Source organism: Parenemella sanctibonifatiensis (assembly GCF_002250565.1).
GTDB lineage: Bacteria > Actinomycetota > Actinomycetes > Propionibacteriales > Propionibacteriaceae > Parenemella > Parenemella sanctibonifatiensis.
This window is the reverse complement of sequence record NZ_NMVJ01000001.1, coordinates 827,162-843,944: the sequence shown is the minus strand read 5'-3', so window position 1 is coordinate 843,944 and position 16,783 is coordinate 827,162. Positions and strand designations below refer to the sequence as shown.

General features: G+C 69.0%; 12 protein-coding genes. 9 read left to right on the top strand and 3 right to left on the bottom strand.

The genetic code is table 11. The features are described from left to right. Window positions 1–20 precede the first annotated feature (20 nt). The gene (locus CGZ91_RS03970; RefSeq protein WP_094452695.1) at window positions 21–2,378 is read right to left on the bottom strand and encodes a DEAD/DEAH box helicase; all 2,358 of its coding nucleotides are present in this window, start codon (window positions 2,376–2,378) and stop codon (window positions 21–23) included. 59 nt (window positions 2,379–2,437) lie between these two features. On the opposite strand from CGZ91_RS03970, the gene CGZ91_RS03965 reads away from it, so the two are divergent. The 3 genes from CGZ91_RS03965 to CGZ91_RS03955 all read left to right on the top strand — a co-directional run bounded on the left by CGZ91_RS03965 (window position 2,438) and on the right by CGZ91_RS03955 (window position 6,995). Then, window positions 2,438–2,857, top strand: a complete 420-nt coding sequence (locus tag CGZ91_RS03965) for a Fur family transcriptional regulator (RefSeq protein ID WP_094451655.1) — start codon at window positions 2,438–2,440, stop codon at window positions 2,855–2,857. Window positions 2,858–2,894: 37 nt separating this feature from the next. Continuing rightward, the gene (locus CGZ91_RS03960) at window positions 2,895–4,364 is read left to right on the top strand and encodes a catalase (RefSeq protein WP_094452693.1); all 1,470 of its coding nucleotides are present in this window, start codon (window positions 2,895–2,897) and stop codon (window positions 4,362–4,364) included. Between the two features lie 234 nt (window positions 4,365–4,598). Next, entirely contained in the window at window positions 4,599–6,995 is a 2,397-nt protein-coding gene (locus CGZ91_RS03955) for a sodium-translocating pyrophosphatase (RefSeq protein WP_229116407.1), read from the top strand. Between the two features lie 35 nt (window positions 6,996–7,030). Here the strand turns inward: CGZ91_RS03955 and CGZ91_RS03950 are convergent, their stop codons facing one another. Next, the gene (locus tag CGZ91_RS03950) at window positions 7,031–8,239 is read right to left on the bottom strand and encodes an acetate/propionate family kinase (protein WP_094452689.1); all 1,209 of its coding nucleotides are present in this window, start codon (window positions 8,237–8,239) and stop codon (window positions 7,031–7,033) included. Window positions 8,240–8,316: 77 nt separating this feature from the next. Next, the gene (pta, locus tag CGZ91_RS03945) at window positions 8,317–10,425 is read right to left on the bottom strand and encodes a phosphate acetyltransferase (protein WP_229116406.1); all 2,109 of its coding nucleotides are present in this window, start codon (window positions 10,423–10,425) and stop codon (window positions 8,317–8,319) included. A gap of 120 nt (window positions 10,426–10,545) precedes the next feature. On the opposite strand from pta, the gene CGZ91_RS03940 reads away from it, so the two are divergent. From CGZ91_RS03940 to hrpB, 6 genes are read left to right on the top strand one after another with little or no spacing between them, the layout of a single operon-like run. Continuing rightward, the gene (locus tag CGZ91_RS03940; protein ID WP_094452687.1) at window positions 10,546–11,364 is read left to right on the top strand and encodes an ABC transporter ATP-binding protein; all 819 of its coding nucleotides are present in this window, start codon (window positions 10,546–10,548) and stop codon (window positions 11,362–11,364) included. Between the two features lie 7 nt (window positions 11,365–11,371). After that, the gene (locus CGZ91_RS03935) at window positions 11,372–12,037 is read left to right on the top strand and encodes an ABC transporter permease (protein ID WP_094452685.1); all 666 of its coding nucleotides are present in this window, start codon (window positions 11,372–11,374) and stop codon (window positions 12,035–12,037) included. Then, on the top strand, window positions 12,034–12,693 hold the full coding sequence (locus CGZ91_RS03930; protein WP_094452683.1) for an ABC transporter permease: 660 nt from the start codon (window positions 12,034–12,036) through the stop codon (window positions 12,691–12,693). Before CGZ91_RS03935 ends, CGZ91_RS03930 begins: the two co-directional genes overlap by 4 nt. Window positions 12,694–12,711: 18 nt before the next feature. Next, window positions 12,712–13,641: an ABC transporter substrate-binding protein gene (locus CGZ91_RS03925; protein WP_094452681.1), complete on the top strand. Its 930-nt coding sequence runs from the start codon at window positions 12,712–12,714 to the stop codon at window positions 13,639–13,641. Then, window positions 13,638–14,291, top strand: coding sequence for an HAD family hydrolase (locus CGZ91_RS14505; protein WP_094452679.1), 654 nt, complete (start codon window positions 13,638–13,640; stop codon window positions 14,289–14,291). Before CGZ91_RS03925 ends, CGZ91_RS14505 begins: the two co-directional genes overlap by 4 nt. Before the next feature lie 19 nt (window positions 14,292–14,310). Then, window positions 14,311–16,767, top strand: coding sequence for an ATP-dependent helicase HrpB (hrpB, locus tag CGZ91_RS03915; RefSeq protein WP_229116405.1), 2,457 nt, complete (start codon window positions 14,311–14,313; stop codon window positions 16,765–16,767). Window positions 16,768–16,783 lie beyond the last annotated feature (16 nt).

Here is a 16,783-nt window from a genome sequence, read left to right as displayed (position 1 = left end):
CGGCCGTCGGCGGACGCTCCTCAGTTGCCCAACAACAGCCGCATCAGCTGCTGGGCGCCAGCCTTGTCGAGGACCTGGTTGGCATTGCCGCACTTGGGGGAGATGATGCAGCTCGGACAACCCATCTCACAGGGGCAGCTCTGCAGCCGCTCCGCCGTGGCTGCCAGCCAGCGTTCGGCGGCGGCGTACGCGGCCTCGGCACAACCCGATCCGCCGGGCAGGCCGTCGTGGACGATGATGGTCAGCGTGCCGGTGTCGGGGTGGACTGCCGTCGACAGGCCGCCCAGGTCCCACCGGTCACAGGCCACGAAAGCGGGCAACAGGCCGATCGCGCAGTGTTCGGCGGCGTGAGCGGCCCCCGCGAGGCGGTTGTCCGACAGGCCGAGTTCGGTGGCCCCCGGAGCGGTCCACCACACCGCGTGGGTGCGCATGCTGTGCTCGGGCAGCTCCAAGGGCGTCTGGTCCCACACCTTGCCGGTGTTGGCGTCGCGGCGCAGATAGCCGGTGACCTGTTCGGTCAGTTCCACCTCGCCGTGGCACAGCCAGCCGTCGGCCAACGGGCGCCGTTCCGCTTCGGCGATCAGCCGGACCTCCGAGGCCGCTAACGCCTGGGTGGTCCAGCGCCCCGACGCCGGCTCCACCTCCGCCAACAGCTCTGCCGGCTGGTAGGAGGTCACCAGCCACGGGTTGCCCTGCAACAGATGGATGGCGCCCTCGTGGACGGTTCGGTCCGCCGCTCCCAGATCCACCGTGCCGATCACCTGCCCGGTGCCGGCGACCGTCACCTCGACCGGATGCCCCTGACTGCCCCGCAGGTCGATCGAATCGGTGGCCCGTTGCGGGTGCGGCCAATACCACCACGGCCCCGTGCGACGCTCCCGCCGGCGCAGCGCACCCTGCTGGGTCAGGGCATCCAGCACCGGTTCCAGCCCGGCACCGAACCAGACCTCATCGGCCGCACTGACCGGCAACTCCTGCGCCGCCGCAGCCAGGTGCGGACCCAGCACATACCTGTTGCTCGGGTCGATCACGGTCCGCTCCACCGGGCTGTCGAGCAGCAGCTCGGGATGGTTGAACAGATACCGATCCAGCGGATCGGGTCGGGCCATGCACACCACCAACGCGTCCCGGGACACGTCGCGGCCGGCCCGACCGGCCTGCTGCCAGAAGGACGCCAAGGTCTGCGGAAATCCCGCCATCACCACCGCATCGAGACCACTGATGTCGATCCCGAGCTCCAGTGCATTGGTGGCTGCGACCCCGCGTACGGTGCCCTCCTGCAGTGCAGCCTCCAACCGGCGCCGGTCCCCGGCCAGATAGCCGGAGCGATAACTGGCGACCCAACTCCCCGTCGGATTGTCATCGGCGAGCAACTCCCGGGCCCGGATCGCCACCGCCTCGGCGCCGTTGCGAGACGGCACGAAACAGACCGCCCGCTGACCCTGCAACACCAGCCGCGCCAACAGCTCCGCCGCCTGCCGGGTCATCGAGGCCTCGTCATCGACCCACAGCACCAGCTCCCGGCGGGGATGCGCGGCCGTGTCCTGGTCGATGACCGTGATCTCCGATTCCGGTACGCCGGTCAGCATCGCGGCGCTCAGGCCCGGCTCCGCCGTGGTCGCCGAGGCGGTGATGACCACCGGGTCGGCGCCGTGGTGGTGGCAGATCCGGCATAGCCGCCGCAGCACCATCCCGACATGGGCGCCGAACACGCCCCTGGAGCGGTGCGACTCGTCCACGACGATGTAGCGCAGGCTCGCCAGGAAGCTGCGCCAGTTGGCGTGATCGGGCAGCAAGGTGTGGTGCAGCAGGTCCGGATTGGTGAGGATCAGGCTGGCGAACTCCTTCGCCCAGCGTCGCTCCTCGAACCCGGTGTCACCATCGACACAGGTCGCTTGGACGTCGACGCCGAGCTGCTCCAGACTGCGCAGCTGGTCCCAGGCCAGCGCCTTGGTCGGCGCCAGATAGAGCGCGGTGTGGCGGCGTCGCCGCTGCACCGTCAGTGGACTCTGGGTGGGCTCGCGCTCGGGATGGGCCAACGCATCGCCCCGGATCGCCGACAACACCGGCATCCAGTACGCCAGCGACTTGCCCGACGCGGTCCCGGTCGCCAGCGCCACCGAGCCACCGGCGTACGCGGCCTCAGCCGCCTCGACCTGGTGCTGCCAGGGCAGTGAGATGCCGCGCGACTGCCAAGCAGTGACCAGTTCGGTCGGCACCCAATCCGGCCACGGCACGCGCACGCCAGAACGCGCCGGCAGCACCCGGTGGTGCACCGTCTGCTCCTGCGTCTGCCACTCGAATCCCGCCACCGGACGAGTCTGGCACGAGGGTCCGACAGCTGTGGCCGGTTGCTGCTGACGACCGGCGTACAGCATCTATGGTCAGAAACCCTCGTTTGTTGGACTATGTCCAAAAAACTGATAAGGTCAGGGACATGACTGCAACAGAACCCGCCACGCTGCTGAAGCAGGCAGGGCTGCGCGTCACCGCTGCGCGACTGGCGACCATGGCCGTCGTGACCGAGCAGGCCCACGCCGACGCCGAGGCGATTGCCAGTCAGGTGCGCGACCGACTCGGGTCGGTCTCCCGGCAGGCTGTCTACGACGTGCTCAATGCACTCACCGAGACTGGCCTGCTGCGCCGGGTCAATGTCGACAGTCGTCGCACCCGCTATGAGTTGCAGACCCACGACAACCACCACCATCTGGTGTGTCACAACTGCGGCCGCATCGAAGACGTGCCCTGCAACGGCGCCGACGTGCCCTGTATGACCCCGGCCGATGACCACGGTTTCGCCCTCGAGGTCGCCGAGGTCACCTACCGCGGCCTGTGCCGTGACTGCCGCGGCTCCTGAGTTTCCCCCATCCATCCCCCAACCGAAAGGACAGGACATGACCACCGATCCGACGATTCCTTCCACCACTGAATCGGGCGCACCCCGAGGGTCCGACTCCCACTCGCTCAGCGTCGGCCCCAATGGCCCGCTGCTGCTCCACGACGTTGCCCTGGTCGAGAAGCTGGCCCGCTTCGACCGCGAGCGGATCCCGGAGCGCAGCCCGCACGCCAAGGGCTCGGGTGCCTTCGGTGAGTTCGAGGTGACCCAGGACGTCAGCAAGTGGACCAAGGCCGACTTCCTGCAGCCGGGCAAGAAGACCCGGATGATGGCTCGTTTCTCCACCGTTGCCGGTGAGCTCGGCTCACCCGACTCGTGGCGTGACGTGCGCGGCTTCGCGCTGAAGTTCTACACCGACGAAGGCAACTTCGACATGGTGGGCAACAACACCCCGATCTTCTTCGTGCGTGACCCCATGAAGTTCCCCGACTTCATCCACTCGCAGAAGCGCACCCCGGACTCGGGTCTGCGTTCCACCAACATGCAGTGGGACTTCTGGACCCTGAGCCCTGAGTCGGCGCACCAAGTCTCCTACCTGATGGGCCCGCGTGGCTTGCCGAAGTCGTGGCGCCACATGAACGGCTACTCCTCGCACACCTACATGTGGGTCAACGCCGCGGGTGAGAAGTTCTGGGTGCAGTACCACTTCCACACCAACCAGGGTGTGGAGAACATGACCAATGAGGAGGCCAGCAAGCTCGCCGGTGAGGACGGCGACGTGCACCGCCGTGACCTCTTCGAGGCGATCGAGCGCGGTGACTTCCCGAGCTGGACCCTCAGCGTGCAGGTGATGCCGTACGCCGAGGCCAAGGACTACCGGTTCAACCCCTTCGACCTCACCAAGACTTGGTCGAAGAAGGACTACCCGCTCCACGAGGTTGGCAAGTTCACCCTCAACGAGAACCCGGTCAACCACTTCGCCCAGATCGAGCAGGCGGCCTTCAGCCCCTCCAACACTGTCCCGGGCACCGGTGTGTCGCCGGACAAGATGCTGCTGGCTCGCGTCTTCTCCTACCCGGATGCGCAGCGCAACCGACTCGGCACCAACTTCAACCAGTTGCCGGTCAACCAGCCCAGCAATCCGACGAACTCCTACGACAAGGAGGGCGCGATGCAATACCACCACAGCGGCAACGCTCCGGTGTACGCGCCCAACTCCTACGGTCGCGCCTACCAGGACGAACAGGGCCCGGTGGACAACGGCTGGGAGGCTGACGGCGAGCTGGTGCGCGCGGCGTACACGCTGCATGCCGAGGACGACGACTTCGGTCAGGCCCACACCCTGGTCCGCGACGTCTACACCGATGCGGACCGTGACGGCTTGGTCGAGACCGTCGTAGGCAGCCTGAAGGACGGTGTCGAGGAGCCGGTGCTGTCGCGGGTCTTCGAGTACTGGACCAAGATCGATGCCGAGGTCGGCAAGCGCATCGAGGACACCTACAAGGCGAACCGTCGCCCGATCGCCTGATCGACACCACGGCCCGCCCCCGATCCGGGGGCGGGCCGCGTTCGATGACCAGACTCTCCGGTCAGTGGCTTGGCTCTGGGCCGGCGGGCTGGCACTTGTGGGTCAGTGTCCGGCGCCGGTCAGCCCGCGGGAGTCCCGACCTGGGTGGATGCTTCCCAAACAGCCACGAAATGGCTAATTTGGGCCGAGCCGCGGCGTCGCGGCGCCGGAGCAGTCCGGGGAGAGGACGAAGAAGTGCCGACAACCATGCAGACCGACGTACTCATTCCGAGCAACATCGCCATCGTGGCGGTGGTGGCCGTGCTGGCGCTCATCGCCGTGGCGATGTCACTGGTGTTTCGCGGCCAGGTGCTCAAAGCCGCCGAGGGCACCGACAACATGCGCACCATCGGGGTGGCGGTCCAGGAAGGCGCCTCGGCGTACCTGACCCGCCAGTTCAAGACGCTGAGTCCGTTTGCCGCCATCATCTTCCTGCTGTTGTTGGCGCTCCCGGCGCACTCGGAGACCGGACTGAACGACTGGCTGCTGCGGGCGCTGCGGTCGGTCGCCTTCCTGGTCGGTGCGGCCTTCTCGGGCGTCATCGGCTATCTGGGCATGTGGCTGGCCACCCGCGCGAACGTCCGGGTCGCTGCCGCAGCTCGCGACGAGGGCCGCAACCCAGCCATGAAGATCGCCTTCCGCACCGGCGCTGCCGTCGGCATGGCCACCATCGGGCTGGGCCTGTTCGGCGCTGCCGTGGTGGTCCTGGTCTTCGCCGGCGACGCCCCCACCATCCTGGAAGGCTTCGGTCTGGGCGCTGCCGTGCTCGCGATGTTCATGCGCGTCGGTGGCGGCATCTTCACCAAGGCCGCCGACGTCGGCGCCGACCTGGTCGGCAAGGTCGAGCAGAACATTCCCGAGGACGACCCCCGCAACGCCGCCACCATCGCCGACAACGTCGGTGACAACGTGGGCGACTGCGCCGGCATGGCCGCCGACCTCTTCGAGTCGTACGCCGTGGTGCTGGTCGCCTCGCTGATCCTGGGCAAGGCCGCCTTCGGGCAGGCCGGTCTGGTGCTGCCGCTGATCATCACCGGCATCGGCGTCATCACCGCGATCATCGGCATCATCATCACCCGCCCGCGCGGCACCGAGAACGGCCTCATCACTCTGAACCGAGCCTTCTACGTCTCCTCGGCCATTGCCGCGGTGCTGTCGATCGCAGCGGCCTTCGTCTTCCTGCCGGCCGACTTCACCGCGCTGGGCGTCGCCAACGACTTCGCCGGCCCCATCGACGATCCTCGGATCGTGGCCGCCGGTTCCGTTGTCATCGGCATCGTGCTCGCCGCCATCATCTTGGCGGTGACCGGCTTCTACACCGGCACCGAACATCGTCCCGTCCAGGACGTCGGGCGTACGTCGGTCACCGGTGCCGCCACCGTGGTGCTGTCCGGTCTGGCGCTGGGCTTCGAGTCGGCGGTGCTGACCGGTCTGGTGATCGCCGGGGCGATGCTGGGTGCCTTCCTCATCGGTGGCGCCGGTGTGGTCGGTCTGTTCGCCATCGCGCTGGCCGGCTGTGGCCTGCTGACCACCGTCGGCGTGATCGTGGCGATGGACACCTTCGGACCGGTGTCGGACAACGCGCAGGGCATCGCCGAGATGTCGGGTGACGTCGACGGCGAGGGCGCCCAGATCCTCACCGAACTGGATGCGGTCGGCAACACCACCAAGGCCATCACCAAGGGCATCGCAATCGCCACCGCCGTGCTGGCCGCCACCGCCCTGTTCGGGGCCTTCACCGACGCCATCCACGGCGTCCTCGGCGAGAACTACGACCGCTTCCTGGAGCAGGCGGTGGTGTTTGCCCCCGAGACGCTGGTCGGCATCATCACCGGCGCCGCCGTGGTCTTCCTCTTCTCCGGACTGGCGATCAGTGCGGTCAGCCGCGCCGCCGGTGCGGTGGTGTTCGAGGTACGCCGGCAGTTCCGCGAGATCGCCGGAATCATGGAGGGCACCGGCCGGCCCGAGTACGGCAAGGTCGTCGACATCTGCACCCGGGACTCGCTGCGGGAGCTCGTCACCCCGGGCCTGCTCGCTGTCTGCGCGCCGATCTCGGTCGGCTTCCTGCTGGGAGCCCCGGCGCTGGCCGGCTATCTGGGCGGCGCCATCGCAGCCGGCACGCTGATGGCGGTCTTCCTCGCCAACGCCGGCGGATCCTGGGACAACGCCAAGAAGCTCGTCGAGGACGGACACCACGGCGGCAAGGGCTCCGAGGCCCACGCCGCCACCGTCATCGGTGACACCATCGGCGACCCCTTCAAGGACACCGCCGGCCCGGCCATCAACCCGCTGCTGAAGGTGATGAACCTGGTCGCCGTCCTCATCGCCCCCGCGGTGGTGGGTTGGTCCAGCCTCAACGACACCCCCAGCCCGCTGCGCTTCGTCATCGGCGGCGTGGCGGCGCTGGTGGCCATCGGCGTCGTGGTGTGGAGCGCCTCCCGCGGCGTGGCCATCGCCGCTCCCGAGCCCAACCCCGGCCTGGACGGGCTGCCCGGTAACGAGGAGTGGGAGGCCACCCGGCACGCCCCGCACGTCGATCTGGCAGCCCGATCCGACCTCTCGGCCAAGGTCGAGGAGCCCGAACGCGACTGAGCGCGCAGCGTCAGGTTGGGCTCCTGGCGTACGCCTCAGGCTTGGGTTGCCTGCCGCGTCTGGCGGGCGATCTCGAGCTCTTCGTTGGTCGGCACCACCCAGACCTGGATGGCGGACTCGTCAGCGGAGATACGCCGCTCCGGCGCATCGCCGTCGGGGCCGCCGCCCTCGTTGCGGGCCGGGTCCAGCACAATGCCGAGCCCCTCAAGGTCACGCAGCGCGTCGGCGCGCACCTGCGGGCTGTTCTCGCCGACGCCGGCGGTGAAGGCGATCGCATCGGTACGCCCCAGGTGCACCAAGTAGGAGCCGATCACGCCGCGCAACCGGTGGGCATAGACCTCCAGCGCCGCGGTGGCATGGGCCAATCCGGCGTCGGCGGCTGCCTGCACGTCACGCATGTCGCCGGTGCCGGTCAACCCGTACATGCCGGAGCGCTTGTTGAGCAGCTGGTCGATTTCAGCAGCACTCATCCCGGCCTGGTGGTGCAGATGGAAGATCACGCCGGCGTCGATGTCCCCGGACCGGGTGCCCATCACCAACCCGGCCAGCGGCGTCATGCCCATCGACGTTTCGATCGAGTCGCCACCGCGGACCGCGCACGCCGAGGCGCCGTTGCCCAGGTGCAACACGATCGTGTTGACCTCGGCCAGCGGCCGGTCCAGCAGGGTCGCCATCCGCTTGGACACGAAGCTGTGGCTGGTGCCGTGGAAGCCGTACTTGCGGATCCGATTCGCCGCGGCGACCTGGCGGTCGATGGCGTACAGGTGCGCCGCCGGCGGAATGGTGAGGTGGAAGGCGGTGTCGAAGACGGCCACGTGCGGCAGGTCGGGGAAGGCAGCCTGGGCCGCCCGGATGCCCAGCAGGTTGGCCGGGTTGTGCAGCGGCGCCAGCGGGGCGAGCTCGTCGATCTGGGAGATCACGTCATCGGTGACCACCGCCGGGCCGTCGAACCGGGCGCCGCCCTGGACCACCCGGTGTCCGACACCGATCAGACCGGCCCGGTCGAGGTCGGGGCCGGCCTTCGCGAACTGGTCCATCACCCACTGCAGCGCTTTCTCGTGGTCGCGGATGTGGAGGTCCTCGACAATCTTCTCGCCGTCGGTGGGCTGGTGCTTGGCTGTCGAGCGCGATTCGCCGATCCGGTCCACCAGGCCGGTGGCGTAGCACTGTCCTGACGTGGCGTCGAGCAACTGGTACTTCAGGCTCGAGGACCCGGCATTGACGACGAAGACACTGGCGCTCATCGAAATTCCCTTCGGTGGTTGGATCGCGGCCCTACGTGGACTGGTGATGACGGGGATCTGGGGATGACGGGGATCTGTTACTTCGCACCAGCCTGGATCGCGGTGATCGCGATCGTGTTGACGATGTCGGGCACCGTCGCACCGCGGGACAGGTCGTTGACGGGCTTGTTGAGGCCCTGCAACACCGGTCCCATCGCCACGGCGCCGGCGGACCGTTGCACCGCCTTGTAGGTGTTGTTGCCGGTGTTGAGGTCGGGGAAGACGAAGACGGTGGCGTTGCCGGCGACCGGGTTGTCGGGCATTTTCTTGGCGCCGACACTCGGATCGGCGGCCGCGTCGTACTGGATCGGGCCCGCGACCAGCAGCTCGGGTGCACGTTCGCGGACCAGCGCGGTGGCCTCGCGTACGCGGTCCACCTCGGCGCCCGAACCGGACTCGCCGGTGGAGTAGGACAACATCGCGACCCTCGGCTCGATGCCGAACTCCCGCGCGGTGGCGGCCGAGGTGATCGCGATGTCCGCCAGTTCCTCGGGGCTGGGCTCGGGAATCACGGCGCAGTCGCCGTAGACCAACACCCGGTCGGCCAAGGCCATCAGGAAGACGCTGGAGACCACCTTCACCCCTGGCTTGGTCTTGATGACCTCGAAGGAGGGCCGGATGGTGTGGGCGGTGGTGTGCATCGCCCCCGACACCATGCCGTCGGCGTCACCGGTCTGGACCATCATGGTGCCGAAGTAGCTGACGTCCTTGACCCGGTCCAGCGCCGCCTCCAGGGTCATCCCCTTGTGGGCCCGGAGCCGGGCGTACTCCTCGGCGTAGCCGCGCAACTGTGGTCCCGAGGTGCTGAGGATGCTGGCCTGGTCAAGGTCCAGCCCGAGTTCGGCAGCCCGCCCCAGGATCTGCTCCTCCTCACCGAGCAGGGTGATGTCGGCGATGCCGCGTCGCAGCACCAATGACGCCGCCTCCAGCACTCGGTCGTCCGATCCCTCCGGCAACACGATCCGACGCCGGTTGGCGCGTGCCCGACTCACCAACTGATGTTCGAAGATCAGCGGCGTGATCACGGTGGTGGGGCTGACGTGGAGGTGCTCCAGCAGCGCATCCACATCGACCCGGTCCTCAAAGGTCGCCAGCGCGAGTTCGCGCCGCTGTCGGGTGCCGCGCAGCAACGAACCACGGGTGTGGGCAATGCTGCGGGCGGTGTCGTAGGTGCCGAGCGGGCTCGCGGCGACCGGCAGCGTCACCCTGAGGCCGTCCAACAGGCGTTGCACCGGCGCCGCCAGCTCGAAACCGCCGTTGAGGATGATGCCCGACAGGGTGGGGAAGGTGCCGGACTGCTGCGCCAGCAGGGTGCCGACGATGACATCGGAACGGTCGGCAGGAATGACGATGACGGCACCCTCGATGAGGCGTTCCAGCACGTTCTCCATCGACATGCCGGCCACCACCACGCCGAGCACCTCCCGGTCCAACAGCGCCTCCTCGCCACTGGTCAGCGTGGCTCGGGTGGCCTCGAGGAGTTGCCCGAACGTGGGTGCGCCGAGGACCGGATTCTCCGGGATCGCCCAGACCGGCACGTCGGCGGCCAGCGAGGACAGCGTCCGGACTGCTTCGTCGGGGTCGGTGGCGGCCCGGTTGACGATGATCGCGCCCAGCGTGGCGTGGGAGGAGGCGAGTTCATCCATCGCCAGCTGCCCCAACTGCTGCAGGTCAGCCGGCGTGCGCGGCTCGCGGCGGTCCGGATCGATGCCGCCCAGCACCAGCACGACGGAGGCGCCCAGGTTGGCGGCGATGCGGGCATTGAAGCCGAGCTCGGTGGGGCTGGCGACGTCGGTGTAGTCCGAGCCGAGGATGACCATCGCATCGAAGCGGTCCTCGATGGCATGGAAGCGTTCCACGATGGTGGCCAGCGCAGCCTCGGGGTCGCGATGCACGTCGTCATAGCTGACCCCGGTCGCCTCCTCGGGGCCCAGATCGATGGCCTCATGATCCAACAGCGCGGCCAGCACATCGTCCTCGGCGCCCCGGGCAACCGGACGGAACACACCGACCCGGCGCACGCGACGGCTCAACGCCGCGACGAGGCCGAGGGCCACGATCGACTTGCCGGTGTGACCCTCGGCGGAGGCGATCACGATCCGGGTGGCGGGGTGGTCCTGGGACACTGAATCAGAGGTCGAGGTCACGGCTGCCAGCCTACCGAGGCAAGCCGGCGTGGCGGAGGTGAGGTTGGTCACTGCCGGGGCCGCCGAAGGGCTGTCCGAGCCCCGGGCTACGATCAGCACTCACGTCCGAGAGGCTCGCGCATGATCGAGTTCGACCACGTCGCCAAGACCTACGGCGACCACACTGCCGTGGGGGATTTCTCCGCGACCGTTGCTGCTCACACCACCACCGTCCTGGTGGGCTCGTCCGGCTGCGGCAAGACCACCCTGCTGAGGATGGTGAACCGGATGGTCGACGCCTCGGCCGGGCAGGTCCGCATCGATGGGGAGGACGTCGCCCACCGCAACAAGGTCGAGTTGCGCCGCTCCATCGGCTACGTGATGCAGAACGGTGGTCTGTTGCCGCACAAGCGGGTCGAGGACAACATCGCCACGGTGCCGCTGTTGCAGGGGACGGCCCGTAGTGACGCGATCCGCCGCGCCCATGAGTTGATGGAACTGGTCGGACTGGACCGGGACCTGGCGCGGCGTTATCCCCACCAGCTCTCTGGCGGCCAGCAGCAACGGGTCGGCGTGGCCCGGGCGTTGGCGCCGGATCCGAACATCCTGTTGATGGATGAACCCTTCGGTGCGGTTGACCCGTTGGTGCGCCAGGACCTGCAGCTGGAACTGTTGCGGCTGCAGGGCGAGCTCGGCAAGACGGTGCTCTTCGTCACCCACGACATCGACGAGGCGCTGCTGCTGGGGGAGCAGATCATCATCCTCGCGGTCGGCGGCAAGGTGGTGCAGCGCGGCAGCGGCGAGGAGATCCTGGCCGCCCCGGCCGACCCCTTCGTGGAGCGCTTCCTGGGCCTGGACCGAGGCCGCCGCCAGTTCCACACTCGGCCGGGCACCGACGGCGTACCCGTGCTGGTGGACAACCACGGTCGTGCGGTCGGCGTGCTGCGCGAGGACAGCTGAGCCCAACATGACCTGGATCCTCAGCAACTACGAGCTGATCCTGGAACGGCTGCTCGGGCACCTCGGGATGGCCTTGCCGCCGATTCTGCTGTCGCTGGCCCTGGCGATCCCGATCGCTTGGTTGGCGCTGCGAGTGAGCTGGTTGCGCGGCCCGATCACCGCGCTGGCCTCTCTGATGTACGCCATCCCCTCACTGCCGCTGTTCATCGTGATCCCGCTGATGATCGGCACCGGCATCCGCAACCCGGTCAACGTGGTGCTGGCGCTCACCCTCTATGGGCTGGCGTTGATGGTGCCGGCCACCGTGGATGCCCTGCGCGGCGTCGATCCCGCGGTACGCGGGGCCGCCGAGGCGCTCGGCTACACCCCGACGGCACGGTTCTTCACCGTCGAGCTGCCGCTGGCGATCCCCCCGATCATCGCCGGGTTGCGGGTGGTCGCGGTGAGCACCATCTCGCTGACGACGGTCGGTGCGGTGTTGGGCGTGCCCAGCCTGGGGCTGCTCTTCACCGATGGGCTGCAGCGCGGCATCATCTCCGAGATTCTCACCGGCATCGTGCTGACCGCGGCGCTGGCGCTGCTCTTCGACCGGCTGCTGGCCTGGCTGGGCGGCCGGTTGACGCCGTGGCTGACCAGTAGTCCCACGCCGGTGCTGCAGGAGGCGAGCGTATGAGGATCGTGTCCGAAGCCTTCGGTTGGATCGGCTCCCAACCCGCTGCCGAGATCTGGGGTCGGGTGGCCGAACACGTGCTCTACAGCCTGTTGGTGCTGGCCATCGCGGCGGTCATCGGCATCCCGCTGGGCTGGTGGATCGGCCACACCGGCAAGGGCCGCGAGATTGCGGTCGCCAGCGCCGGCGCCGCCCGAGCTCTCCCGACGCTGGGTCTGTTGACCCTGCTGGGGCTGTGGCTGGGCGTCGGGATTGCTGCCCCGACGATTGCCTTGGTCGTGTTGGCGCTGCCCAGCCTGCTGGCCGGTGCCTATTCCGGCGTGGAAGCGGTGGACCGGCGCGTGGTCGATGCCGCCCGCGCCACGGGCATGACCGAACTGCAGGTGATGACCAAGGTCGAGATCCCACTCGGGCTGCCGCTGCTGGTCGGATCGACCCGCAGCGCCATGCTGCAGATCATTGCCACCGCGACGTTGGCGGCGTACGTGGGTGGTGGCGGCCTCGGCGGCTACATCTTCACCGGACTGAAGGCCAACGACTACCCCCAGATGCTGGCCGGCTCCATCCTCGTGATGGGATTGGCACTCGTCTCGGAGATCGTCTTCGTGGCGGCAGGCGCCGCGCTGAAACGCACCAGCATCGGCCACCAACTCGCCTGACCGACGAAAGGACCCCTCATGTATCCCACCTCCCTGTCCCGACGGCATCTGCTCGCCGGAGTCGGCGGGCTGGCGCTGGTCGCGGCCGGCTGTTCGAACAATGACCCGCTCACGGGCGGCGACGGCGGCGGAAGCGGTGGCGGCGAGGGCGGCCCACTGGTGATCGGATCGCAGCAGTACTACTCCAACGAGATCATTGCCGAGCTGTACGCCCAGATCCTCGAGGCGGCTGGTCGCGAGGTCGATCGGCAGTATCAGATCGGTCAGCGTGAGGTGTATCTGCCGGAGTTGGAGGCAGGCCGGATCGACCTGCTGCCCGAGTACGGCGGCAACCTGCTCCAGTACTTCGACGACCAGACCAGCGCCACCACCTCCGATGAGATCCAGGCTGCGCTCGCCGAGGTCGCGCCGGCCGGGCTTCGGGTGCTCCCTTACGCGGCGGCGACTGACCAGGACGCCTATGTCTGCACGCAGGCCTTCAGCGAGGAACACGGCTTGACCTCGTTGGCGGATCTGGCCGGGGCCGGAGTCGACCTGATCGTCGCGGCCAACAGCGAATTCGGCACCCGGCCCTACGGTCCCGACGGCCTGCAGTCGGTCTACGGGGCGAGCGCCACGCTGTTGCCGGTCGAGGATTCCGGTGGCCCGCTGACGGTGAAGGCGCTGCTGGACGGGGACGCCAACCTGGCCGACATCTACACCGCCAGCCCGGTCATCGACACCGAGAATCTGGTCGTGCTGGAGGATCCGGAGTCGCTGATCCTGCCCCAGAACGTCACCCCGCTGGTTTCCGAACGGATCGACGACGAGGCCGCCGCAGCGATCCAGCAGGTGACCGACCTGCTGACGCTCGAGGCGCTGCGGGAGATGAACGCGCGCAGCGTCAACGACCAAGCCAACTCCGAGGTGATCGCCAAGGACTGGCTGGAGACCAACGGCCTGCTGTGAGCAGTCAGGAGGTGCCCCGTTTCGCCGCCGTTCTGAATCGGGTCCGCACCTTGGCGCTGGCGGCGGACGCCGTTGTCTTCGACCTCGACGGTGTCGTGCGCGAGTTCGACACTGAACCGACCCGACTCGCGGCGAACTCCCTCGGGTTGGAATCCGAGCAGTTCGTCGGAGTCCTGTTCGCGCCAGACGTCATGGCCAAGGTTGTGGTCGGCGACACGAGCTTTGCTGAATGGGCCGATCTCAGCCACCGCAAACTGGTAGAGCTCGGCGCTGAGCCGGAGTCCGCGCTGGCGGCGTTGCGCCGCTGGGAGGACCACCGTGGGATGCCGATCCGCGAGACGGCCGACCTCATCGAGGAGCTGGACGCTATCGGCACTCCCGTGTTCGTCTTCACCAACGGCACCGACAACGTCGCGAACGAGATGCGTCAGGTCGGGCTGGCACACCTCGTCGACTCCGTGCTCAACAGCGCCGAGTTGGGCGTCGCCAAGCCTGACCCTCGGGCGTACGCCGCCGCACATGCCGCGATCGAAGCTCGGGCGGGACATCCGCTCGAGCGATCGGCGGTGGTGTTCACCGACGACCGGGAGGACAACGTCACCGCGGCGCAGGCCTTCGGATGGCAGGCGGTCGCCTTCGTGGCTGACTGACCGGTGGCAGACTGGCCGGATGCCCTTCGATCTCGCTGCCATCGGTGCCGGGTTGCCGGTCCGGGAAGCGTTGCCGGGGCTGACGGCGGCCCTCGCGGATGGCGGTGTGGCGGTCGTCCACGCGCCGCCGGGCACCGGCAAGACCACGCTGGTCCCGCCTGCCTTGGCGAACCTCGTCGACGGCAAGGTCGTGGTGACCCAACCCCGCCGGATCGCTGCCCGCGCGGGCGCTCGGCGACTCGCCCAACTGTCGGCGACCACACTCGGTGACGAGGTCGGTTTCGTTGTGCGCGGCGACCAAGCCGTCTCGGCGCGGACCCGGGTGGAGTTCTGCACGGCCGGCGTACTGCTGCGACGGTTGTTGACTGCTCCGGACCTCGAGGGCATCGATGCGGTGGTGCTGGACGAGGTGCACGAGCGCGCCATCGAGACCGATCTGGCCTTCGCGATGGTGGCCGAGCTGCGCGAACTACGCCCCGACCTGGCACTGGTGGTGATGTCCGCGACCCTGGACGCCACCCGCTGGGCCGACCTGCTGGGCGGCGCGCCGGTGTTGTCGGTGGCCGCGGACCTGCACCCGCTGGTGATCCGCTGGGCGCCCGGTCCGCAGCGACTGGACCAGCGCGGCCTGACCCGGCCGTTCCTGGACCATCTCGCCGGACAGGCCGTTGCCGCGCTCGCCGAGACCGACAGCGCCGTGCTGGTGTTCGCGCCCGGCGCCCGGGAATGCGACGAGGTGGCCGATCGGGTCCGGACCCACGGCGTGCCGGTGCAGGTGCTTCACGGATCGCTGGCGCCGGCGGCCCAGAACGAGGTGCTGGCCCGTTCCGATCCGCGGGTGATCGTGGCGACCTCGCTCGCCGAGTCGGCGCTGACCGTGCCCGGCGTACGCGCAGTGGTGGACTCCGGCTTGGCCCGGGAACCGCGTCATGACGCGGGACGGGCGATGACCGGGCTGGTGACGGTCTCCGAGGCACGATCCTCTGCCGAACAGCGCTCCGGTCGGGCCGCGCGACTCGGCCCAGGACTGGCGGTGCGGTGCTTCCCGGAGAGCGACTGGGTCGGCATGAGGCCCTTCACCACCCCCGAGATCCTCACTGCTGACCTCACCCAGACCGCCCTGGACCTGGCCGTCTGGGGTGCGCCCCGGGGTGTGGGGCTGGCGCTGCCCGACGCCCCGAACCCGGCTGCCATGGAGGCCGCGACCCAGACCCTGCGCAGTTTGGCGGCGCTGGACGAGGACGAGCAGCCGACCGTGCTGGGCCGACGCCTGGCGGGGCTGCCGGTGGAGCCCAGGCTCGGGCGCGCCCTGCTGGAGACCGCGGCGTCGGTCGGCACCAGGCAGGCCGCCGAGGTGGTGGCCTTGTTGTCCTCGGACGTACGCCCGGCCGGAGCCGACCTGGTCGGCGCGTGGCGCGCACCGGCGAGTCGACAATTACAGGTCGAATCCACCCGACTGACCCGGCTGGTCGACCACCACCCGCGGCCGACCGGGCTCGAGGACGATGAGTTGGTGGCGACCGTGGTGACCGCCGCGTTCCCGGACCGGATCGCGCGGCGACGCAGGGATGGCGATGACTATCTGTTGGCGTCGGGGACGGCCGGATCGCTGCCGCCGAAGTCCAGACTCCACGGCCAGCAATGGCTGGCGGTGGCGCAGATCGGTCGGGTAGGGGAGAGGGCCGTGATCCGGGCGGCGGTCCCGCTGACCGAGGTGGCGGCCACCGACCTGGGGTCAGCACTGCTGAGCGAGGCCAGCCAGGCCACCTGGTCCGGCGGCCGGGTGACGGCGCGCAGCACCGTGCGCCTGGGCGTGATAGAGCTGTCGAGCACGCCGGTGCAGCCGACCGCTGACCAGGGCCGGGAAGCGGCACGCCGGGCACTGGCCGACCGAGGTCTGCCCGAGGTGCTGGGCTGGGGTGAGGAGGTGGAGCGGCTGCGGCGCCGACTCGCGCTGCTGCGCGACCAGCTGGGAGAGCCATGGCCGCAGGTCGATGATGAGGCTTTGGTGCAGCGGGCCGAGGAATGGCTCGGTCCCGAGCTGGGTGACCTGGCTCGCGGGGTCGCCGCATCTCGGATTGACCTGGTGGCGGCCCTGCGGCGACTGCTGCCGTGGCCGGCCGCCAGTCAGTTCGACACGTTGGCGCCGGAACGGTTGCAGGTGCCGACCGGGTCGCGGATCCGGCTGGACTATCCCGAGCTGCCGACCGAGCGAGTGGTGCTGCCGGTCAAGTTGCAGGAATGCTTCGGACTGCTCGACACGCCCCGGATTGTCGACGGGCGGGTGCCGGTGTTGCTGCACCTGCTGTCACCGGCAGGGCGTCCGCTCGCGGTGACCGACGACCTCGCATCGTTCTGGGTGAACGCCTACCCCGCGGTGCGCGCCGAGAATCGCGGCCGCTACAGCAAACATCCCTGGCCCGAGGATCCGCTGACCGCGCCGCCGCGCAAGGGCACCAGCAGGTCCGGTCGCTGATTCCGTCGGCACCGCA